The sequence below is a fragment of the Pseudomonas sp. J380 genome (assembly GCF_009827115.1).
In the GTDB taxonomy this organism is placed as follows: Bacteria; Pseudomonadota; Gammaproteobacteria; order Pseudomonadales; family Pseudomonadaceae; genus Aquipseudomonas; species Aquipseudomonas paracarnis.
In genome coordinates, this window is sequence record NZ_CP043060.1 from 5,524,714 (window position 1) to 5,547,204 (window position 22,491).

Consider the following 22,491-nt stretch of genomic DNA (forward strand, 5'->3'; position numbering starts at 1 on the left):
ATGAGAGCTGAAGCATATCAATCGTTTTCCGAGTCGTGGGAGGAAAGGGCGACCATTCGGACGCGCCCGAGACGACGCTTGGAAGATGACGAAAAGTTAATATTTCCGGCCAGTCGTCAACCATTGGTCATGAGCGCAACCTTTATGCAGGAGTGTAGTCACTTACAGCATTTTGTTCTCGTTCAGAGCTTGTATAAGTTCATTAATGATGTGGTGATTTTCGAAACCGAAATTGTCGACAAGACCGCCAGGAGCATTGCGAAAGATAACTTCGCTATCCGCTTTCCGTTTGCGTGCCGTTACGACGCGATGACCGTGGTCGTCGATGAGGACTATCACGCGCTAGTGGCGATGGACTACATGCAACAGACCATCGAGTTGACGGGCATCGAACCCATCACCTTGCCAGCGGAAATCGAGCTCAGCCGTTCTATCCCCAAGGCATTGGCCATGGCGCCCGCGCACCTCAAGGCTGCTGTCGAGCTGATCTGCGTGGCCATTGCGGAAAACACCCTGACCAACGATGTTGCCGCGTTTGCCCGCGACGACTCGGTCAAGGCATCGGTCAAGGGGTTGATGGCCGACCACTTGGCGGATGAGGGTCGACATTCGGGCTTTTGGGCCAAGTTGACGCGCATTTACTGGAATACCGCGAGCGAAGAGGACAAACGTGTGCTGGCCTCGATCATGCCGGTGTTCTTGGGTGAGTACCTGACCAACGAGATCCAGCAGGGGTTTGATTTCGCGCTGATCGAGCAACTGCCGGTGAACCCCAGCGTCAAGGCGGCGTTGCGTGAAGAGGTCGAAGGCATGAGTTTTCCGATCACGCCGTCTCACCCGCTGGTAGGCAACATCGTCCGATTCTTCAAACACAGCGGCCTGCTCGACGCTCCCTGCATGCAGGAAGCGCTCGCCGATTATCTGCGCTAGAGGACAACTTCGATGAGACATCTTGATATCGTTTTGTGCGGGCGCAGCCATGCGCTCGCCTGCCTTACGCAAGAGTTGGAACAGATGGGGCACACCGCCCGCTTGTTGACCAGCGATAACGCCATTGAGCTTTGCCAGTTATCGGCGCCGGACGTGCTGATAGACGACGCCAGCACGGCGCAACTCCCGCACTATCCGTCGTGTCATCGCCTATCTTTGCGGGCGCAGGCTGACGATGACAGTGATGTTCTCGCGCCACTGCGGGTGGACTGCCTGTGGCGTCCTGGCGATGGCGACTGGATGCTGCTGGGGCGTCGTGAAGTCAGCGCCTCCCTCGCCGGCAACGGTGCCGACCGGGCACGTGAAGCGATAGCGCAAGTGGTAGAGATGGCCAGTGTGCACATCGGGCGTTTCTCACGCAGTGCTGACTATCTTGAGGCGCCCCGTGAGCCGGTGCAGGCGATTGATCGCTTGTCGAGCCTGACCCTGTTGGATGGCCTGGCCTGGCGTCATCGCCACAATGCGAGCGCTAATACCGGCATTCTGGAGGAGGCCAGGCGCCCCTTTGTGCAGCGCTTGGCCGATAGCCTGTTGGCCAACGCCGAGCGCAACGCCCTGAAAGTGCAAGGGCGGGGTATGTCCTATGCGCAACTGCACGCTTATAGCGTTGCGATCCAGGAACGCTTGCAACCCTTGCTTGAAACCTCGACCCCAGGGTTGACGGTGGTCGGCATCTCGTTGCCCAAAGGCACTGCGCTCTATGCAGCGATCCTGGCGGTGATTGGTTGCGGTGCGGTGTACCTGCCGTTGGACCCGAACCATCCTGTCGAACGCCGTGCGGCCATCCTCAAGCATGCCGGTGCCAGCCTGCTGATCCAGGACACCGAGGCAGACAACCCGCTACCGGGCCTGGCTACCCTGGATATTGGCCATCTGGACTTCTTCCACCACGGCGCCAAGGGCTACAGCCGTGTCGCCCTGGCCCCGGATCAGAGCCTGTTGCGCGTAGCGCTGGACGGTTCGGCACCCTGCGTGGCGATCTACACGTCCGGTACCACCGGCCAACCCAAAGGCGTGTTGCTCACAGTCGACAACTTGAGCCACTTCTGTGCGTGGTATGCCCGTTATGTGGAACTGGACCGCCATAGCCGTGCCCTGCAGTTCTCGACCATCAATTTCGATGCATCGCTGCTGGATATCTTCCCGACGCTGATCCAGGGTGGCGAGTTGATCGTGCCCACCGAAGACCAACGCCGCGACCCGGTGGCGCTTGCTGAATTGATCCAACAGGAGCAGGTCACCCACGCCTTTTTGCCGCCGGCTTTGCTCAGCATCATCCAGCTTGAATCGCTGTACGGCATTCAGCACTTGGTGACGGGCGGCGATGTGTGCGAACCCCACGTGATCGAACAACTGGTTGGCCATTGTGCACTGCACAACATCTATGGCCCCACCGAGACCACGGTGCTCGCCACCTGCCGTACCTTCCAACGGGGGGACAACAATCGCAACCTGGGCGTACCGATTGCCAATACCGCGATTTACCTGCTGGATGAGCACGGCCAACCGGTAGGCGAAAATGACAGCGGTGAAATCCACATCGCCGGGCCAGGGGTGGGCGCCGGTTACCTGGGCGCCTTGCAAATGACGGCCGAACGCTATCGGCTGCACGAGTTGCCCGATGGCCAGTGGGTGCGCCTCTACCGTACCGGTGACCTGGCGCGTTGGACCGAGGAGGGCATCCAGATCATCGGGCGCCTGGATAACCAGGTGAAGATCCGCGGTTTTCGGGTGGAGCCGGAAGAGATCGAACACCTGCTGCAATCGAGCCAGTTGTTCCGGCAACTGGCGGTGGTCATCGATCACCAGCGCCGCATCCTGACGTTTTTCTCCCAGCCTCAAGAGGGCGAGGGCCAGGCGGCCAGTGAGCAGTTGCAGGCCTATGCGCTCAAGCATTTGCCCGACTACATGCGCCCCAGCGCCTATTGCCTGCTGGACCGGTTGCCGGCCACGGCCAATGGCAAGGTCGACCGCAGGGCCCTGAGAGACCTGCCGGTCAACTACAAGACGCAAGGGCCGCGCCTGGCTCCCCAGAACGCCACCCAGGCGCAGTTGCTGGAGCTGTGGTCCAGGCTGCTCGACTTGCCTGGGCCGGACATTTCCGTAGATGACAGTTTCTTCAATCTGGGTGGCCATTCGATCCTGTTGTCGCAGATGCTCATGGGGATTCGCGAGGCGTTCGGCAAAGGAGTCTCGATCAACCGTTTTATTGAGCAACCCACCTTGGTCAACCTCGCCAACCTGATCGAGCAGGACGTCGAGGCCACTGCTACGGTCAGTCCGCAGGCGCTGCAAGACGCCATGATCCGGCCTGAGCTGGAGGTACTGCCCATCAGTCGATTGGGCAACGTACATAAAGTCATCGTGACCGGTTCCAACGGGTTCCTGGGTGTGCATATCGTCGAGGCCCTGCTGGAACTGGGCAGCACCGAAGTGGCGTGCCTGGTGCGCGAGTCCGGCGGCATGAGCGCGCAAGAGCGCTTCGAGGATGCGCTGATCCAGAACCGCCTCGAACATCTGGACCTGAGCCGGGTCAAGGTCCTGGCGGCGGATATCAGCAAGCCGCGCCTGGGGTTGTCCGAGCAGGACTATGAATGGCTGGATCGTGAATACGGCGTGTTGATCTACAACGCGGCCAACGTCAACCACGTGCTCGACTACGAGTCGCTGGTCAAGGACAACGTCACGCCGGTGCTGGAATGCCTGCAATTGTGTGAAGGGCGCAGCAAGAAAATTTTCAACTTCATTTCCACCCTGTCGGCCTCCAGCACGGTGGACGAGCAGGGCCGGGTATTGGAAGAACCGCCTGCCTTCACGCCGCCCATCTACATCCGCAATGGTTACAACCTCTCCAAATGGGTGGCTGAGCGCATCTTGTGGAACGCCAGTGAGTCGGGGGTGTGGGTCAATCTCTATCGCCCTGGAAACATCGCGTTCAATACGCGAACCGGTGTGTGCCAGCCTCATCAGAACCGTTTGATGCTGATGCTCAAAGGCTCCTTGCAGCTTAAGCAAGTGCCCGAACTGGCGCTCAACTTCGACCTGATGCCGGTGGACTTCCTCGCACGCTTCATTGCGTTTCACGCCAGCCGTCATAACCGCACCAAAGCGGTGTTCAACTTGCACAACCCGCTGCCTTTGACATGGGCTCACTATCTGGAGGCGTTCCGCGCGGCCGGTCACGATTTCCAGATGGTCCCGGTGACACAATGGCAGCAACGCCTGTCGGCCATCGACAGTGATAACGCGTTGTTCGGCGTGGTCGGTTTTTACCTCAATGGGTTTGAAGAAGACATTGGCGATATCTCGATGATCGAGTACCGCAATGCACTCTCAGGCATCCAGAGCATGGGCGAAGACTACCCAGCCAAGAACAGTGAGTTGCTGCAAAAAGGCTGTGACTACCTCAAGCAAATCGATTTCATCTGAGCAAAAAAAAGGAGCTTACCCATGCAACATTTTGAACCCGATACCCTGGTCCGTAATCCAGTCGGCAACCCTGTCGTCGCCAGCGTCAGCGTGAATGGCGATGCTCGCAGTGTGTGGAATGTCGTCGGAGATTTCGCCGGTTTCGCGAAGTTTATTCCGGCCTTGTCCCATATCGAGATGACGGGCGAGGGCGTGCGCTCGGTACGCAAGAAGCTGTTCAAGGACGGCAATGTCGTGATTGAGCAACTCAACAGCCATGACGATCAAGCCATGACCATGACCTGGTCGCTGATCTACACCTCGCTGAACATCGGTAACCTGTGGGCGCTGATGGAGGTGGTGCCACAAGGCCCGAACCAGAGCCTGGCGACCTGGACCATCATTGGCCAGCCCTACACGGGCGGCAAGGAAGACGTACCGGCGTTCGAAGCTTTCCTGCAAGGCTTTGCCGATGACGCGATGAAGAACGTACAGGCGCTCTTCAACTGACATAGGAAGAGCAGGCAGTGGCTGATTCCGTGGCGAGGGAGCTTGCTCCCGTTGGGGCGCGAAGCGACCCTGAGAATAGGACTGCTGCGCAGTCCAGCGGGAGCAAGCTCCCTCGCCACAGAAGCGTTCTGCTGTTTTAAGCGTTAGTTGATGGCCTGATCAATCCCCGCCTGCAAGGCCTGGCTTTCACTGTGCCCACCCGCTCGCAGCGGGCCCAGGTTGAAGGCTTGGTCATTGCGTGTGGCGTCGTCGTGTTTCTGGGTCAGTTCGTCCTTGGCACCCAGGGCCAGGTTGACCGGTGACTTCGAAACGTTCAGCCCGACATCGGCGCGGTAGTCGCTGCCGGCCAGTGTGGTTGCCGTCACCTTGGAGCCACCCAGCTCAACCTTGCCATTGGGCGCACTGATCCTCGCGCCCGTAAGCTGGGTATCACCCTTGACCTGCAGGTTGACGCCGTGGCTCGCGCGAATGCCTGACGCCTGGGTGACGCTGTCCTTGGCCACATGGCTGACATCCAGATACAGAGTCGGGGTGTAGCTGGTGTTGCCGCTCTTGTCGCCGAACAACACGCTTTCGGCGGTATTGGCCACCTTGCTGCCGGTGGTGTCTTTGCCACTGACGGTGTAGCTGTCGCTGGTTTTTGGCCAGACCTTATCCTTGAAGCCAGACAAGCGCGTGCCCAGGGCATCGGTCTTGTCTGCCAGGTATGCCTTGGCCTTGTCCACGCGGGTACCGAAGGCGCCACGGGGTTCCGGGTTCACATCGTAGCTGCCACTGCGAGTGAGTTTTTCGCCCAAGCGTTCCTTGGCATTGACCACGCTGTTGACCACGCTGTCCTTGGCCGAAGCCAGGTGCCCGGTGCCTTTGTCGACGACGTTCTCCAGCTTGTCGCGATGCTTGTCGAACGCGCCTTCAGCCTTGGCTTGTACCTTGTCCTTCAGTGGGCCGCTGGCTTTGGCCAGTTTATCCACCACCCCCGGCTGGTTTTTTTCGACATCCAGCCTGGCGTCGACATTCACCTGAGTGCTGTTGACCTGGTCCTTGCGGCTTTCGACGACGAGGTCGCCGCCCACCGTGCCATGTACCTTGTTGGCGTCGATACGCGCTCCGGCCAGATGGGTATCGCCGGCACTGTTGAGGGTGACGTCACCCGCTGTGATCAGGCTGTTGTGCTGGGTGGTACCTTGCAAGTGATCCACATCGACCTTGGCCCGCGCATTGATGCCGCGCTGGGTCTTGGGTGTCTCATGTTCACCGGCGTCGGCCAAGGTGGTTTTGCCGACGCTGCCCCCTGCGCCCAGGGTGACGCCCCAGTTGCCACGGGCCTGGTTCGATTGCGCAGACTCTTGCAGGATGCCTCCGTTTTGCGCATCCAGGCTAATGCTGGCTGCGCTGACCTGAGTGCCCTGCAAGTGGATGGCATCGGTTGCATCAGCGCCGCTGGCGAGGCTGACCTTGCCGCTGCTGTGCAACTGCCCGACGACGGCGCTCTGGTCGTTTTCCGCTACTTTGCCAATGTTGAAGTTGGCGCTGAGGCTGCCGGTCTTGCTGCTGCTTTCGGCGCTGCTGGTCTTGCCGGCACCGAGGGTCAGGCCACCGCCCAGGTTACTGCCGTTGCTGACGTGGCTATCGGTGGCGGCTTGCAGGTTTAGCTTGCCGCCGGCATTGAGGCTGATATCGCCAGCCTTCGCGCCCGTACTGCCGATCTGCGTGCCTTGCAGGGTCATGTCAGCGCCGCTGCTGAGCTTGACGGGGCCGCTGCCCTGGATGGTTGCGACCTGCGCCTGGCTGTCCTGGGTGTCCAGGCGCTTGTTATCCAACTGCACGCCGGCACCGAGGTTGACGTTGCTGCCATTGGCGCCGGGCGCGGTGCCCACCGTCAGTGAGCCGTTGCCGCGCAGCGTGCTGCTGTTTTTACTCTGGGTGTTGGTGGCCTGGTTGAGCGCCAGCTCATCGCCGGTCTTGAGGTTGACCCCGGCCTGGCCGCCGTCGAACTGGCTGCCTTCATAACGGGCATCGCCCTTGGCTTCGATGCTCACGCCTTGGCTGGCCACATAGCTGCCGACCACCGCCGTGCTGCTGGACTCGCGCACATCGCTGCTGCCGCCCAGGCCACTGCCGCGCACATTCAGGTCTTCACCGGTGGTGGTATAGACTCGCACGCCAGCCTTGGCGTCCACGCCTTGCTCGCTGCTGCTGTGGGTGTTGGCCGCTGCGGTAGCAACGTGCTCGCCCGCCTTGATGTTCAGCCCGCCCTCGGTGGCGCGGTACTGGGTGCTCTCGTCCTGCAAGGTGCTGGCCGCATTGACCTGCACTGTGGCGCCACTGAACTGGCTGACCACGGCGGTGCTGTCCTGCGTTGTGCCGGTTTTGTTCGTGTGCCCGACTTCCACATCCAGGCCGACATTGGGTTGCTCGAATGCATCCAGCAAACCGGGCTGATGGAACTTGGCCTGGGCCACGCCCTCGACGGCTTTTTCGATCGGGCGGGTAATGCCTTTGTATTCCACATTGGCGCCAACATCGGCGGTCCAGCCGTTTTCCTTGTGGGTGCTGGTCTCGGTGGAATGGGCGGCCTGGTTGTCGATCTGGCCAGCGTTGACCTGCAGCCCGGCGCCGGCCTTGGCCTGTGCACCCTCGCTGGTGAAGGTGTTGCCAGCGTTGATGGTCAGCTTGCCGGCCGCGGCCACGGTGCTGGTTTGCGCAGTGGTTTTTTCAGCGGTGTCTTGGCTGCTTTGGTGGCTGAACTGAGCGCCACTGCCTGCCCGATCAATGCCGCCGGTGTAGTAGAAACTGCCGCCGGTGGCGGTTTTGTCGACGGCTTCGGTGCGCTTGTCGTGGGCGGCCAACAGCTCGACGTTTTTGCCGCTCAGGCTCGCATCGCCTTCGGTGGCCTGGAGGTTGGACCCGGTGATGCTGACATCGCCTGCGGCGTTAACCGCCACACTGGCGCCTTTAAGGCTGGAAGCCTGTTGTTGCGTGGTGTCGGTCTGGCGGGTTTGCTGCTGGTCTTCATAACTCAGGCCCGCACGGTACTGGCGGCTGACACCCTCGGTTTCCTTGGCGTAGCCATCGAAGCCACGGCTATGGGTGCGAGTGGTGTCGTGGGTTGTGTTCTCGGCGGCAACTACCTTGATATCGCCCTTGGCATCCGCTTGCAGTTCACCCGCGGCGGACACCTGGGAGCCACTGACGGTGATGTCCTTGGCACTTTGCAGCTTGAGGTTGCTGTCCGAGCGCAGGTTGCTGGCAACCACGGTGCTGTCCTTGAGGTTCTTGCGGCTTTCGTCCTTGGAGATACCGAAGAACTTGCTGTCATTGTTGTAGCGGTTGTCGTGGGAGCTGTCCTGGACGCCGTCGATCACCAGCGAGCCTTTGTCGCTGATGACGCTGGCCTGTTTGCCGCCTCGGGCCTGGCTGCCGCTGATGCGCACGTCGTCGGCCTTGACGATCAGCTTGCCGTCGGCGTTGACCTTGCTACCAGTGTTCGACGTCTTGCCCTGGTTACCGTCGCCTTGCTTGCCGAAGAAGCTGCCACCGGTGAGGTCGCCGGAGTAGGCATTGTCGCTGCTGCTCTGGGTACGGCTGGCGCTGGCGATTTCCACGTGCCGGGCGGCCAGTTGGATATCGCCGGGGGTTTTCAGCTCGGCGCCTTGCAATTGCAGCTTCTGTTGGCTGGTCAGCTCCAGTGTCTTTCCGGCCTTGAGGCTGCTGGTGATGCTGCGTTGTTCGCTGCTGGATTTATCCCAGTTGGCTTTCCACAGGTGCTTGCGATGGTTGCCCTGGTCGCGGGTTTCATGGGTTTCGGTGGCGGCGTTAACGTGCAGGTTGGCACCGCTGTCGACGCGCAGAGTGTTGCCCGCTTCCACATGGCTGGCTTTGATCTCGGTGTTGGCACCGGAAGACAGCGCCGCATCCTGTTGCGCCACAACCTTGTTGCCGTGCTGGCGCGAGTCTTTGTCGCTGGTGGTGCGGTCGTAGGTTTCGTAGGTGAACAGGAAGTTGCTGTTGTTCCACTGTTCACGCTTTTCCTGGAGCTTGCGGCTTTCCAGGCTGCTGAGGGTCAGGTTGCGGCTGGCGTCGAGTTTGACGTTGCGCCCGCTGACGTCGGTGGCGGCCAGGTTCAGGTCCTTGGCGCTGTGCAAGTCGATATCGCCCTGGCGGCTGTGCACGCCAGCGCGAGTGGCGTCGAGGCTGTCGGCGCGCACCTGGCCGCTGATATCAAGGTCGCCGGCCGAACTGATCTTCACCCCGTCAGTGCCTTGCACCTGCACGCCGCCCACGCGTACACCGGCGCCTTCGGCGGTGCTGATGATGTTGATGCGCCCGGCCTGCATGGCGCCGAACAGGCGCGCGTCGATGCGTTGGTCCTGGGTCTTGCTGGCCGGGTCCACCTGGCGTACCTGCCCGCTGGCGAAATCGACCTGGTTGCTGCCGACGGTGAGGTTCAATTGATCGCGGGCACTGAGGCGACCTTCGCTGTCGATGCGCGGCGCGATCAGGTTGATGGACCCTTCGCGGTTGTGCAGGCCCTGGCCTTGCACTGTCAGTTGGCCGTTGGCATCGCGGGTGCTCAAGGCTTGCAGCTTGCCGTCGTTGAGTTCAGGGCGGCCCACCACCAGGTTGGCATTGGGCGTGTTGATGAAACTGCCGCCATTCACCGAAATACCGTTAGGGTTGGCCAGCACGTAATCGGCCGCCTGGCCGAAAATCTCCTGGGCGCCGTTGAGGGTCGAGGCGTTGCGGCTGATCACTTCGTTGAGGATCACGCTCGCCGCCTGGCCCTGGAACTGCGGGTTGGCCGCCAGTTGCCCGGCAAGTTGGGACTGGCCAGCTTGCAAGGCATTGTTCAACACCAGGCCCTGGCGGTCGACGTTGTAATCCAGGAACTGGTTATGGGACAGGCCACCGGCGTTCGGCGCGACGATGTTGACGATGGGTACGCCGCCCTGGTTTTGCAGCTGCGGCGTACCGCCAGGGCCTTCGACGACGGTCAAGCCTGCGGCGAGCGCGAGCTGCGGCAGCAGGAAGAGACTAGCGATGGCCCAGCGCAGTTTGCCCTGGGGTGAAAGGTGGAAGCTGTGTGAAGTAGTCGGCATAAATAATCTCGCTCTGTGTTGGCTGATCCACGACGCGCGTTGTTCGTTGCAACGCTGCTGGGGTGGTCAGGTACGGCGGTGACTCAGGCTAAAAACAGGTATTGGCTCATCGGTGCACACTCATATCTGCAAGCTAAGGCGCGTCAGCCAGACCTCCGGCTCCTGGCGAAAACCTGTGGGGGTGTTGAGGTTGCGTTGGTAGTCGATGTCGAGCTGTACGTTCTTCCAGCTCAGGTTGAGCCCCGCGCTGGCGCCGCTCAGGCGTTGGCTCTGGGCGCCGTGTTCGTGCTTGACCCAGCCGTTGTCCAGGCCCAGGCGCGGGGTGAGCTTCACCGGCAAGTCAGTGTTGAGCGGCAGGCGCAAGGTGTTGCGCCAGACCGCGCCAATGGCACCGGAACTACTGTTTTCGCGGTAGCCGCGCACGGCCGAGTCGTCGGTGATCAGCAACTGTTCGATGGCGGGCAACGCATCCGGGCTGTACTGCACCGACAACTGGCTCTGCCACTGCCATGGCTGCGCTGCCCATTGGCCGTTGCGCCATTGGGTGAGGTTGGCGCGGTACTTTTGAAACTGCGCCTTGGGCCGGTTTTTCTGCACCTGGTCGGCATCGCGATCGGCGCCGAACCAGGTCAGGCCCTGGGCGTAATTGACGTCTAGGTTCCACACCGCGCTGTTGAGCCAGAACAGGTTCATGCCCGCTTCGGCTACGGTCAGCGTGGGGCTTTGGATGTCCAGGTGTACCTTCTGTAGGTAGCTGTCGACGTCTTTGTAGGCCAGTTGCAGGTTGGCGCTGAGTTGGTGGCCCTGGTCGCGCCACAACACACGGTCGCTACGCAGGCTGACCTGATCGGTGCGGCCACTGTTGTAAAACGTGGTGCGGCTGAGTTTGAACGGCGAGCGGTATTCGGCATGGCTGGCGAACAGGCTGTAGGTCCAGTAACCGTAGGGGATCGAGTAGAACAGGCTGTGGCTGCGGCTGTAGCGCGGCCCATGGTTGAGCGTGTCGCTGAAGCTCAGGTTGAGCGAGTCGTTGATTTGCAGCGGGCTGTCCAGGCTCAAGTTGATCGCATTGCGATCACGCCCGGTGCCGGCGCTGCCGAGGTTATCCACCCCCAGGCCCAGGGCCCAGCGCGAGGCACTGCTGCGCGAGCGCAGGATGATGCGCGACGCGCCCGCGGTGCTGCCTGGGGCGATGTCGGCCGTGAGGTCCACCGAGCGCAGGCGGTTGAGCTGGTCCAGGCCCTGCTCCAGATCTCGCAGGTTCAGTGGCTTGCCGAGCATCCCGGGGAATGCCCCACCCAATGACACCGGCAGGCTCTGGTCGGCCAGTTCGATGGCCTCCAGGTAGCCTTCTTCGACGTGAATATCCAGCGGTTGCCCGGCGGCGGGCGCGCTGATCAGGTAGGGGCGGCTGGCGATATAACCGGCCTCGACATACAGCCGCGTAATCTCGGCCAGCAGGCGGTTGATCTGGGTGACGCCCATGCAAGGCGCCACGTAGGGCTCGATGTGTTTGTCCAACTCGGCACGGCTGAACAGCGTGACCCCGGCCAGGCGCGTACCGCTCAAGGGCCAGCAGCGTTCGTCCTTGGCGATGTCTGTTGGCAAGGCCGGTGTGGCCGCTGGCGTACCGAAACTGCCACGTTGCATCTGGCGTTGGCGCTGCTCCAATTGTAATTGCTGCAGGTCGCGTTGCTGTTGCTGTTGCAAGCGCAGGGCTTCCTGGCCTGGCTGCGGCGCCTCGGCGCCAGCCACGGGCAGCGCCCACAGGCAGAGCAGGGCAATGCCCAGGTTCCGGGTACAACTCAAGTGTCCGGTTGAGAGCTGATTTGGCACTCGACATCCTTAACGTAGAAATACACACGATCCACACCGCACGAGCTAAACCTTGAACTCAGCGCAGACTTGCCCCACTTGAGTGAGTGCTGAACGGTTTGTTACATCGCCGTAGGATTTATTGCACATTTTGTAAGAAAAATCGTGTGATGTAGTGCTCAAATGCACAAATTTAGTGCGCGAATGGGCGTCTCAGCCCAAAAATCCTGATTTTTCAGGAGGCGGGAGGGGGCGGCGCGGTTTTGATTGTTGTCTGGGCTTCACCTAATCGGCGTGCCGCGGCGAGGAACTGAGTACCTTGCCCGGTTGCCAGATTAGGCTTTTGAATCCATTGGATATTCTGTAGCCTTGCGCAGCTTTAAGCTGTACCCGTGCTTGATGAACAAAAACACTTCGTCCGGCGGCGCCCGAAGGGCTCCTGAGCCGGTGGTACACTCGACTTTCGCGCTACTGCGCCTGCAGGTCTTGCGAACATGACGCACATTTCCGAACGCCTACTGGTTCAAGCTCACCTCGACGCCAAGCAGCCCAAGGTTCTCAGCGCTGCCGAAGAGGCGAGCCTGCGAACCGCCATTGCCGCCGAGCTCAAGGCTCAGGACGCGGTGCTGGTTGCCCACTTTTATTGCGACCCGGTGATTCAGGCCCTGGCCGAAGAAACCGGTGGTTGTGTTTCCGATTCCCTGGAGATGGCGCGCTTCGGCGCCGCTCACCCGGCCAAAACCGTACTGGTGGCTGGCGTGCGCTTCATGGGCGAGACCGCCAAGATCCTTACGCCTGAAAAACGCATCCTGATGCCTACCCTGGAAGCCACGTGCTCCCTGGACCTGGGTTGCCCGGTGGATGAGTTTTCCGCGTTCTGCGATCAGCACCCCGAGCGCACCGTGGTGGTCTATGCCAACACCTCGGCGGCGGTCAAAGCTCGGGCGGATTGGGTGGTGACTTCCAGCTGCGCGCTGGAAATTGTCGAAAGCCTGATGGACAACGGCGAGACCATTATCTGGGGTCCGGACAAACACCTGGGCACCTACATCCAGCGCCAGACTGGTGCCGATATGCTGCTGTGGGACGGTGCCTGCATCGTCCACGAAGAATTCAAGTCCAAGCAGCTCGAAGACATGAAGGCGCTGTACCCGGATGCGGCAATCCTGGTGCACCCGGAGTCACCGACTTCGGTGATCGAATTGGCTGACGCGGTGGGTTCCACCAGCCAACTGATCGCTGCGGCGCAACGCTTGCCGAACAAGACCTTTATCGTCGCGACCGACCGCGGCATCTTCTACAAGATGCAGCAGTTGTGCCCGGACAAAGTCTTTGTCGAAGCGCCTACCGCCGGTAACGGTGCAGCCTGTCGCAGTTGCGCGCACTGCCCGTGGATGGCAATGAACACACTGGAGCGTACGTTGCAGTGTTTGCGTGAGGGCAGTAATGAGATCTTCGTGGAACCGGCGGTGATTCCGCAGGCGGTACGACCGCTCAAGCGCATGCTCGACTTTACCCAGGCAGCACGATTGAAACTGGCCGGCAACGCCTGAACACAAATCAAAATGTGGGAGCAGGCAAGCCAGCTCCCACAGTTGATCTGTGATGCGCTTGAGTTACTTCTTTTGCTTCGGGATCCGCACCAACTGCGTATCCGAATAGATGTCATGCCAGCTGCGTTTGTGTTTATCGAACAACGACCAGATAAATCCCAACCCCACGCACAGCCATGACGCAATCGACACCACAAAACGCAGCAGTGCCTGCCACAGGCTGATCCGCGACCCGTCGGCGTTTTGCACGCGCACGCCCCACACCTGCATGCCCAGGGTTTGCCCCGAATGAGTCCAGAACTTGGCGAAGAACCCGAAGAGCACGAACAGCAGGATCGTGGACAGCAACGGGTCACCGTCCAGCGCGCCGGATTCGGTGAGCGTGCGCATCTTCGCTTCGCCCACGAAGGCGATCCACACCAGCTTGTAGATAAATGCGGTGACGATCAGCAGTGCGGTACATAAAAGAAAGTCGTAGAACATCGCTGCCAGGCGGCGGCCCAGGCCAACGGCGGGGAATTCGCCCTGGGGGCTCAACAGGGGTTTGGACATGGCAGGGCTCTCTGGAGAAAGCACGCAGTTTACGCAATGGCGCCCATAAAAAAGCCCCTGATGTCATATCAGGGGCTTTTTGTCGCAGGTAAGGATCAGGCTTCTGCGTGGACTTCGTCAGCCTGCATGCCTTTCTGGCCCTGCACAGCGACGAAAGTCACTTTCTGGCCTTCCTTCAGGCTCTTGAAGCCATTGCCCTGAATAGCGCGGAAATGCACGAACAGATCCGGGCCGCTTTCAGGAGTGATAAAACCAAAGCCTTTTTCGTCGTTGAACCACTTGACGGTACCGCTCTGACGCTCAGCCATTTTCTTCTTTCCTTTGACGCTAAAAATTAATGACAGCCCCTTTCAAACGAAAGAGTACTGGGCTGGGTTGCAGGAAAGTAAGAGACGTCGAACGGGTTGTAGCAACTACTTGAGCTACTGCCCAGGTCCAGGTTCCAAGCGACCCATGCAAACACAGTGGGCAAACTCTACGCCAACTAATATGAAAAAAACAAGCCCTTGTGCAGGCCCTGATTTTACTGGGGCTCATGACACTTTGTTGAATGTTCTGATACTGGCTTATTCGATAGAGTTATTCACTTGTTATAGGGCGTCAGCTATAAAAAGCCTATCGTGAATGCACTGTTTTATGGCGGTTGCGTTACAGTTTAGTGCACATTAACGCAACCGCGTTACTTATAGAAACAGTCAATCAGCCACGGTAGTAACGTTGCGGAACAAATGGCATTTTACTTACACGCAGTGGCACCTTTTTCCCACGTACCATTGCGCAAACTTCGGTATCCAGTGCGACAAATGCGCTGTCCAGGTAACCCATTGCCAGAGGGCCGCCCAAGGTTGGACCAAAGCCCCCGCTGCAGACGCTGCCGATAACCGTACCTTGTGCATCGACAATTTCAGCGCCTTCACGCACCGGGGTACGCTCCTGCGGCAGCAGGCCTACGCGTTTGCGCGCCACACCGGTTTGCTGCTGAGTGAAGATGCGGTCGGCGCCAGGGAAGCCGCCGGCCCGTGCGCCATCGGCACGCCGAGCCTTGGAAATCGCCCACAGCAGGCTGGCTTCGATTGGCGTGGTGTCGGTGTTCATGTCGTGGCCGTACAAACACAAGCCGGCTTCCAGGCGTAGCGAATCGCGAGCGCCCAGGCCGATCGCCTGCACTTCGGTTTCGGCCAGCAGGCTGCGGGCCAGGCTCTCGGCATTGGCGGCCGGCACGGAGATTTCAAAACCGTCTTCACCGGTGTAGCCGGAGCGGCTGACGTAGCAGTCCACGCCCAGCAAACGCAGGGTGGCGAATTGCATGAAGGTCATCTGAGTGACTTCAGGGGCCAGGCGCGCCAATACTTTCACTGCCGCAGGGCCTTGCAGGGCCAGCAGGGCGCGTTCTTCGAACAGCGGTTCGATGGTGCATTGGTCGCCGATATGTGTACGCAGGTGCGCCAGGTCCTGGTCCTTGCAGGCGGCGTTGACCACCAGGAACAATTCGTCGTTGCCCAGGTTGGCGACCATCAGGTCGTCGAGGATGCCGCCTTGCTCATTGGTGAACATCGCATAGCGCTGCATGCCTACTGGCAGGTCGATGATATCGACGGGCACCAGGGTCTCCAGAGCCTTGGCGGCATTCGCGCCAGTGAGACGAATCTGGCCCATGTGGGAGACGTCGAACAACCCGGCCTGTTCACGGGTATGCAGGTGTTCCTTCATCACGCCCAATGGATACTGCACCGGCATGTCGTAGCCGGCGAAGGGCACCATGCGTGCGCCCAGTTCCAGGTGCAGGGCATGCAATGGGGTTTTCAACAGGGTTTCGGTGGACATATTCAACTCCTGAAAAACGTGCCGACGCGCTTGTGGGCGTCAGCACTCGATAATGTTGACCGCCAAACCGCCACGGGCGGTTTCCTTGTATTTGCTTTTCATGTCGGCGCCCGTCTGGCGCATGGTGCGGATGACCTTGTCGAGGGACACAAAGTGCTGCCCGTCGCCACGCAGGGCCATGCGCACCGCATTGATCGCCTTCACCGAGCCCATGGCATTGCGCTCGATGCACGGCACCTGCACCAGCCCGCCAATTGGGTCGCAGGTCAGGCCGAGGTTGTGTTCCATGCCGATCTCGGCGGCGTTTTCCACTTGGGACACGCTGCCGCCCAGCACTTCGCAGAGTGCGCCTGCGGCCATGGAACAGGCCACGCCGACTTCGCCCTGGCAACCGACTTCGGCGCCTGAGATCGAAGCGTTTTCCTTGTACAAAATGCCGATGGCGGCCGCGGTGAGCAAAAAGCGCACTACGCCGTCTTCGTTCGCGCCGGGGATAAAACGCATGTAGTAATGCAGCACGGCGGGAATGATCCCGGCCGCGCCGTTGGTGGGCGCGGTGACCACGCGCCCGCCATTGGCGTTTTCTTCGTTGACCGCCAGCGCATACAGGTTGACCCAATCGAGCACCGACAGCGGGTCGCGCAGCGCCGACTCCGGGTTCTTGCACAACTGCCTGTGCAAGGCCGCTGCCCGGCGCTTGACCTTCAAGCCTCCGGGCAAGATGCCTTCGTTGCGACAGCCGGCATCGACGCAATCCTGCATGACCTGCCAGATCTTCAACAAACCGCTGCGGGTTTCGGCTTCCGGGCGCCAGGCACTTTCATTGGTCAGCATCACCTGGCTGATAGACAGGCCATAGGTGGTGCAGTGGCCGAGCAAGTCCTTGGCGTGTTTGAACGGGAAGGTCAGGGGGGTAGCGTCTTCGACGATACGGTCGGCGCCCGCCGCGTCTTCATCCACCACGAAACCGCCACCGACCGAGTAGTACTCGCGGCTGCGGGTCTGGATGCCGGCGGCGTCAAAGGCACGAAAGATCATGCCGTTGGGATGATAGGCAAGGGGCTTGCGGATCATCGCCAGGTGTTCTTTCTCGTTGAACGCAATGCTGTGTTCGCCGAGCAGGTTGAGGCGCCCGTCACTGCGCATCTGCGCCAGGCGTGCTGCCACGGTTTCGGTATTCACGGTGTCCGGGTGTTCGCCTTCCAGGCCCAGCAACACAGCCTTGTCGCTGCCGTGGCCTTTGCCGGTGGCGCCCAGTGATCCGTAGAGTTCCACCTTGATGCTGGTGGTGGCCTCCAGCAGGTTGTCACGCTTGAGCCCCTCGACGAATCGAGCGGCGGCACGCATCGGGCCGACGGTGTGGGAACTGGAGGGGCCGATGCCAATCTTGAACAGGTCGAACACGCTAAGGGACATGGTTGTTCTCCGGTTTCTTATTATTTTCTGAAAGCCGACTCGGTCAATGTGGGAGCCGGGCTTGCCCGCGATAACGGTGGGTCAGGCAACATCACTGTCGGCTGATACACCGCTATCGCAGGCAAGCCAGCTCCCACACTGGCCGCGTATCTCCCGTCAGATCAGGCGTAGCTCTCGATAGAAGGGCACGCACACACCAGGTTACGATCGCCAAACACGTTGTCGACCCGGCCAACCGGCGGCCAGTACTTGCCTTCGATCAATGAAGCCACCGGGTACACCGCTTGTTCACGGCTGTATGGGTGGCTCCATTCGCCTACCAGTTCCGCAGCCGTGTGCGGCGCGTTCTTGAGGGGGTTGTCGTCTTTGTCGAGGGTGCCGTTTTCTACCGCGCGGATCTCTTCGCGGATGGCGATCATGGCGTCGCAGAAGCGGTCCAGCTCTTCCTTGGATTCACTTTCGGTGGGCTCGATCATCAAGGTGCCGGCCACCGGGAACGACATGGTCGGCGCATGGAAACCAAAATCGATCAGGCGCTTGGCCACGTCGTCCACGCTGATGCCGCTGCTGTCTTTCAACGGGCGCAGGTCCAGGATGCATTCGTGGGCCACCAGGCCATTGCTGCCGGTGTACAGCACCGGGTAGTGCTCTTCCAGGCGACGGGAAATGTAGTTGGCATTCAGGATCGCCAACTGCGACGCACGCTTGAGGCCGGCGCCGCCCATCATGCTGATGTACATCCAGGTGATCGGCAGAATGCTCGCGCTGCCGAACGGCGCAGCGCACACCGCGCCTTTCTTGCGTTCCATGGCTGCGTGGCCGGGCAGGAATGGCGTGAGGTGCGACTTGACGCCAATCGGGCCAACGCCCGGGCCGCCACCGCCGTGGGGAATGCAGAAGGTTTTGTGCAGGTTCAGGTGGGACACATCGCCGCCGAACTTGCCCGGTGCGCACAGGCCGACCATGGCGTTCATGTTGGCGCCGTCGATGTACACCTGGCCGCCGTTGTCATGAATGATCCCGCAGATTTCGCGGATACCTTCCTCGAACACGCCGTGGGTGGACGGGTAGGTGATCATCAGTGCTGCGAGGTGCTCGCGGTGCTCGATGGCCTTGGCGCGCAGGTCTTCGATGTCGACGTTGCCGCGTGCATCGCAAGCGGTGACCACCACGCGCATGCCGGCCATGTTGGCGGTCGCAGGGTTGGTACCGTGGGCTGACGACGGGATCAGGCAGATGTCGCGACGTTCTTCGCCACGGCTCTGGTGATAGGCACGGATAGCCAAGAGGCCGGCGTACTCACCCTGGGAACCGGCGTTGGGTTGCAGGGAGATCGCGTCGTAACCGGTGGCCGCGCAGAGCATGGCTTCCAGTTCGCTGGTCAGTTGCTGGTAGCCGGCGCTTTGCGCGGCGGGGGCGAACGGGTGCAGGGCACCGAATTCGGCCCAGGTCACCGGGATCATTTCGCTGGCGGCGTTGAGCTTCATGGTGCACGAGCCCAGCGGGATCATGGTGCGGTCCAGGGCCAGGTCCTTGTCGGCCAGCTTGCGCAGGTAGCGCATCAGCTCGGTTTCCGAGTGATAACGGTTGAACACCGGGTGGCTGAGGATCGGCGACTGGCGCAGCAATGCGCTCGGCAGCGTGCTTTCGGTTGCAGCAAAGGCTGGCAGGGTTTTGCCGTCGGCGAAGATGGCCCACAAGGCTTGGATATCGGCCTGGGTGGTGGTTTCGTCGACCGACAGGCCTACGCGCTCGCCATCTACCACACGCAAGTTGATGCGCTGGGCGCGGGCCTTGTCGTGCAGGGCTGCGGTGTGGGCGCCGGTGTGGATTGTCAGGGTGTCGAAGAAGTGTGCCTGCTCGACTTTCTGGCCCAGGGCAGTCAAACCCTTGGCCAGGATCGCGGTCAGTTGGTGAATGCGCTGGGCGATCTGCGTCAGGCCCTTGGGGCCGTGGTACACGGCGTACATGCTGGCGATATTGGCCAGCAGCACTTGCGCGGTGCAGATGTTGCTGGTGGCTTTCTCGCGGCGGATATGTTGCTCGCGGGTTTGCATGGCCAAGCGCAGGGCCGGCTTGCCGAAGCGGTCGACGGAAACACCGACCAGACGGCCTGGCATGTCGCGCTTGAACGCATCCTTGGTGGAGAAGTACGCCGCGTGCGGGCCACCGAAGCCCAGTGGCACGCCAAAGCGTTGTGCGCTGCCAATGGCGACGTCGGCGCCGAATTCACCCGGCGGCGTCAGCAGGGTCAGGGCCAGCAGGTCGGCGGCCACGGCGACCAGTGCGTTGGCGGCGTGGAAACGTTCGGTCAGTTCGCGATAGTCGAACACATCGCCGTTGCTGGCCGGGTATTGCAGCAGGGCGCCGAAGAACGGGCTGACGTCGGTCAGTTCGCGCTCATCGCCCACTACTACATCGATGCCCAGTGGTTCGGCGCGAGTGCGCAGGACGTCGAGGGTTTGTGGGTGGCTGTGCACCGAAGCGAAGAACGCGTTGCTGCTTTTGTTCTTGCTCAGGCGCTTGCAGAAGGTCATGGCTTCGGCGGCGGCCGTGGCTTCGTCGAGCAGGGAGGCGTTGGCAATCGGCAGGCCGGTGAGGTCGCTGATCAGGGTCTGGAAATTCAGCAGGGCTTCCAGGCGGCCTTGGGAAATCTCGGGTTGATACGGCGTGTAGGCGGTGTACCAGGCTGGGTTTTCCAGCAGGTTGCGTAGGATCGGCGACGGCGTATGGCAGTTGTAGTAGCCCTGGCCGATGTAGGTCTTGAACAGTTGGTTCTGGCTGGCGATGGCCTTGATCTTGGCCAGGGCCTCGGCTTCGCTCAGGCCGTCTTCCAGGCCGAGCACGCTGGTGCCCTTGATGCTTTCCGGGATGACGCTGGCGCTCAGGGCTTCGAGGGAATCAAACCCCAGGCTGGCGAGCATTTGCTGCTCATCTTCCTGGCGCGGGCCGATGTGGCGGGCGATGAATTCGTTGGCGGTGGTCAGATTAACGGTCATGGCGCGCTCCTCAAGCTTCAGCGTTGGCTTTGATCAGGCGGTCGTACGCATCCTGATCCAACAGCTTAGCCACTGCATCGGCATCGGCGGGTTTAAAGCGGAAGAACCAGCCTTCGCCCATCGGGTCTTCGTTGACCAGTTCCGGGCTGCCATCGAGCTTGTCGTTGACTTCGAGGACTTCACCGTCCAACGGCATGTACACACCACTGGCGGCCTTGACCGACTCCACGGTGGAGGCTTCGGCGCCCTTGGTATAAGCCTGCAACTCTGGCAGTTGCACGAAAACCACATCACCCAGCGCATTCTGCGCAAAAGCGGTGATACCCACGGTGACGCTGCCATCGGCTTCGGCGCGCAGCCATTCGTGATCTTCAGTGAAACGCAACTCGCTCATGGAAACTCCTCAGGGCCAGAATCGTCTGGTGGACGGGATTGGAATAATGGGGAGTTGCTTAGCAATATCGCGGCCAACGTTATTAAGCCGTTATAAATCAATGGGTTAATAAATTTCGCTATAAAGTCCGAGCAGTGAGCTGTAGCGTTTTCGCTACAGTCGAGTGCGTGAAAAAAAGCCTATGTGGATCAAAGCCTTGCATGGCACGCAAAAAACAGGGATGTAGCGATATCGTTACGCTGTAGCGCTTTCAGTACACGGAATGTCGTTCTCAGACCAAATCTGTAATGCGGTTTCTGTGGGGGCTTGCCTGCGATAGCGGTCTACCCGTTACTAAGGAGTTGGATGACCCGACGCTATCGCAGGCAAGCCAGCTCCCACAGTTGAACCGCGTTTATTCCGTCAGGGTTTGTTGGGAATGCCGTATTTGCGCAGGCGATGGGCGATAGCCGTGTGGGAGGTTTGTAGCCGGCTGGCCAGTTGGCGGGTCGAGGGGTAGCGGCTGTAGAGGCTTTCCAGCAGGCTGCGCTCGAAATCTTCCACGGCCTGTTCCAGGCTGTCGACTTCACCATCGCTCTGGCGCGCCACGGAGGTGCCGGCGATGTCCAGGTCACCGATGTCCACCAGGCTGCTTTCGCAGATGGCGGCAGCGCGGAAGATCACGTTTTGCAACTGCCGCACGTTGCCCGGCCAGTGGTTGCCCAGCAGGGCTGGATAGGTACCCGGCGCCAGGCGGCAGACCGGGCGCTGGATCTGCGCGCAGGCTTGCTGCATGAAGTAGCGCGCCAGCAGCAGGATGTCCTGGCCGCGTTCACGCAAGGGCGGCACGGCGACGTTGAGCACGTTGAGGCGGTAAAACAGGTCTTCGCGAAAGGTGCCTTCGCTGACCATCTTTTCCAGGTCGCGGTGGGTGGCGCTGAGGATGCGCACATTGACCTTCACTTCGCGGTCGCCACCCACGCGGCGAAAGCTGCCGTCATTGAGAAAACGCAGCAGCTTGGCTTGCAGGTACGGCGACATCTCACCGATCTCATCGAGGAACACCGTGCCCTGGTTGGCCAGCTCCATCAGCCCCGGTTTGCCACCGCGTTGCGCGCCGGTAAAGGCGCCAGGGGCATAGCCGAACAATTCACTTTCGGCGAGATTTTCCGGCAGTGCCGCGCAGTTCAATGCCAGAAACGGCGCACTGTGGCGCGCACTGATGGCGTGGCAGGCGCGGGCCACCAGCTCTTTGCCGGTGCCGGTTTCGCCCTGGATCAGCAGCGGTGCATCCAGCGCCGCCACCCGTTGCGCCCGAGCCTTGAGCGTGCGGATCGCCGGGGACTCGCCCAGCAGCGCATCAAACCCTTCGGCATGGTCATGGTGCAGCGCCGACAGTTGTTCGCCGATGCGGTTGGGCTGGTAGAGCGTGAGCAGGGCGCCGGCGTCGGTGATCGGCGTGGCGCCCAGCAGCAAGGTCTGGCCGTTCACGCTGATCTCGCGCAACGGCAATCGAAAGCCCTGGTCCAGCAAGGTTTCCAGCAATGCCGGATCATCGAACAGCTCGGCGATGCTTTCGCCGGCCGGTTCACGCCCGTACAAGGCGATCAGCGCCGGATTGGCCAGCAGGATCTTGCCTGCACTGTCCAGGGCCAGCACCGGGTCGGTCATGGCCGCCAGCAGGGCATCGAGTTGCAAGTGGCGACGCTGGCCCGGAAGGATGTCGACGACCTTTACCGCTTGCACGCCGTGCACGCTGAACAACGCGTCGCGCAGTTCTTCGAGCACTTCGGCGCTGAGGGTCGGCGCATCGATATAGACATTGGGCGGCACCATCTCCACCGCATCCAGATTGAGATTGCGCCCACCGAGCAAGGCCAGGACTTCCTGGGTGATGCCGACGCGGTCGATGAAGCTGACGTGGATACGCATGGGGCGGATCTTGATTCTGG

The 22,491-nt window shown here is 60.9% G+C and carries 13 protein-coding genes; 4 read left to right on the top strand and 9 right to left on the bottom strand.

What is annotated here, in order from left to right; all coding sequences use genetic code 11:
- The 3 genes from FXO12_RS25235 to FXO12_RS25245 are packed head-to-tail and all read left to right on the top strand — an operon-like array spanning position 1 to position 4,908.
- Entirely contained in the window at positions 1 to 930 is a 930-nt protein-coding gene (locus FXO12_RS25235) for a diiron oxygenase (RefSeq protein WP_054918469.1), read from the top strand.
- A 12-nt stretch (positions 931 to 942) separates the two neighbouring features.
- On the top strand, positions 943 to 4,419 hold the full coding sequence (locus FXO12_RS25240) for an amino acid adenylation domain-containing protein (protein ID WP_057975110.1): 3,477 nt from the start codon (positions 943 to 945) through the stop codon (positions 4,417 to 4,419).
- 21 nt (positions 4,420 to 4,440) lie between these two features.
- The gene (locus FXO12_RS25245) at positions 4,441 to 4,908 is read left to right on the top strand and encodes an SRPBCC family protein (protein WP_034128559.1); all 468 of its coding nucleotides are present in this window, start codon (positions 4,441 to 4,443) and stop codon (positions 4,906 to 4,908) included.
- A 143-nt stretch (positions 4,909 to 5,051) separates the two neighbouring features.
- Here the strand turns inward: FXO12_RS25245 and FXO12_RS25250 are convergent, their stop codons facing one another.
- Both FXO12_RS25250 and FXO12_RS25255 read right to left on the bottom strand, forming a co-directional pair.
- On the bottom strand, positions 5,052 to 10,007 hold the full coding sequence (locus tag FXO12_RS25250) for a hemagglutinin repeat-containing protein (protein WP_060772707.1): 4,956 nt from the start codon (positions 10,005 to 10,007) through the stop codon (positions 5,052 to 5,054).
- A gap of 120 nt (positions 10,008 to 10,127) precedes the next feature.
- Complete coding sequence (locus FXO12_RS25255; RefSeq protein WP_054898391.1) at positions 10,128 to 11,843, bottom strand: ShlB/FhaC/HecB family hemolysin secretion/activation protein; 1,716 nt, start codon at positions 11,841 to 11,843, stop codon at positions 10,128 to 10,130.
- 473 nt (positions 11,844 to 12,316) lie between these two features.
- On the opposite strand from FXO12_RS25255, the gene nadA reads away from it, so the two are divergent.
- The gene (nadA, locus tag FXO12_RS25260; RefSeq protein WP_003193840.1) at positions 12,317 to 13,375 is read left to right on the top strand and encodes a quinolinate synthase NadA; all 1,059 of its coding nucleotides are present in this window, start codon (positions 12,317 to 12,319) and stop codon (positions 13,373 to 13,375) included.
- 63 nt (positions 13,376 to 13,438) lie between these two features.
- On the opposite strand, the gene FXO12_RS25265 is transcribed toward nadA, so the two are convergent.
- The 7 genes from FXO12_RS25265 to FXO12_RS25295 form a co-directional block, all read right to left on the bottom strand.
- Positions 13,439 to 13,927, bottom strand: coding sequence for an RDD family protein (locus FXO12_RS25265; protein WP_034128556.1), 489 nt, complete (start codon positions 13,925 to 13,927; stop codon positions 13,439 to 13,441).
- Positions 13,928 to 14,022: 95 nt separating this feature from the next.
- The gene (locus FXO12_RS25270; protein ID WP_034128555.1) at positions 14,023 to 14,235 is read right to left on the bottom strand and encodes a cold-shock protein; all 213 of its coding nucleotides are present in this window, start codon (positions 14,233 to 14,235) and stop codon (positions 14,023 to 14,025) included.
- 391 nt (positions 14,236 to 14,626) lie between these two features.
- Positions 14,627 to 15,751, bottom strand: a complete 1,125-nt coding sequence (gene gcvT, locus FXO12_RS25275) for a glycine cleavage system aminomethyltransferase GcvT (RefSeq protein WP_054898393.1) — start codon at positions 15,749 to 15,751, stop codon at positions 14,627 to 14,629.
- 39 nt (positions 15,752 to 15,790) lie between these two features.
- On the bottom strand, positions 15,791 to 17,167 hold the full coding sequence (locus tag FXO12_RS25280; RefSeq protein ID WP_057975112.1) for an L-serine ammonia-lyase: 1,377 nt from the start codon (positions 17,165 to 17,167) through the stop codon (positions 15,791 to 15,793).
- 161 nt (positions 17,168 to 17,328) lie between these two features.
- Entirely contained in the window at positions 17,329 to 20,166 is a 2,838-nt protein-coding gene (gcvP, locus tag FXO12_RS25285) for an aminomethyl-transferring glycine dehydrogenase (protein ID WP_057975113.1), read from the bottom strand.
- A gap of 10 nt (positions 20,167 to 20,176) precedes the next feature.
- Positions 20,177 to 20,560: a glycine cleavage system protein GcvH gene (gene gcvH / locus FXO12_RS25290; protein ID WP_014719698.1), complete on the bottom strand. Its 384-nt coding sequence runs from the start codon at positions 20,558 to 20,560 to the stop codon at positions 20,177 to 20,179.
- Positions 20,561 to 20,962: 402 nt separating this feature from the next.
- The gene (locus FXO12_RS25295; protein WP_003193823.1) at positions 20,963 to 22,471 is read right to left on the bottom strand and encodes a sigma-54-dependent transcriptional regulator; all 1,509 of its coding nucleotides are present in this window, start codon (positions 22,469 to 22,471) and stop codon (positions 20,963 to 20,965) included.
- Positions 22,472 to 22,491: the final 20 nt, after the last annotated feature.